We start from the raw sequence: 244 nt of genomic DNA, 5'->3' as shown, positions 1-244 counted from the left end.
ACTGAGAGAATGCGGGATTTCAGTTTATGTGATCTTTGGGAACCACGATCATCTTGGCGGGGAGTGGACGCCGATTGAATGGCCTGAGAATGTCCATATTTTTTCGTCCGCAGTTCCTGAAGAAAAATCGTTTTATAAGGAAGGCAGGCGCATAGCAAGCATTTACGGTTTCAGCTATCAGACCAGAGCCGTGACGGAAAACCAAGCCGCACGCTATCGGAGGTCGACTGACGCGCCGTTTCAT

Annotated in this window: 1 pseudogene; it reads left to right on the top strand. The window is 49.6% G+C overall.

Features of this window, described 5'->3' with window-relative positions:
* Positions 1–244, top strand: a pseudogene (locus tag CF394_RS00245) (DNA repair exonuclease); the annotation flags it as partial.

The sequence above is a fragment of the Tetzosporium hominis genome (assembly GCF_002265435.1).
GTDB classification, from domain to species: domain Bacteria; phylum Bacillota; class Bacilli; order Bacillales_A; family Planococcaceae; genus Chryseomicrobium; species Chryseomicrobium hominis.
Note: the sequence above shows the minus strand (reverse complement) of the source record. Positions and strands in the feature narration are given on the sequence as shown.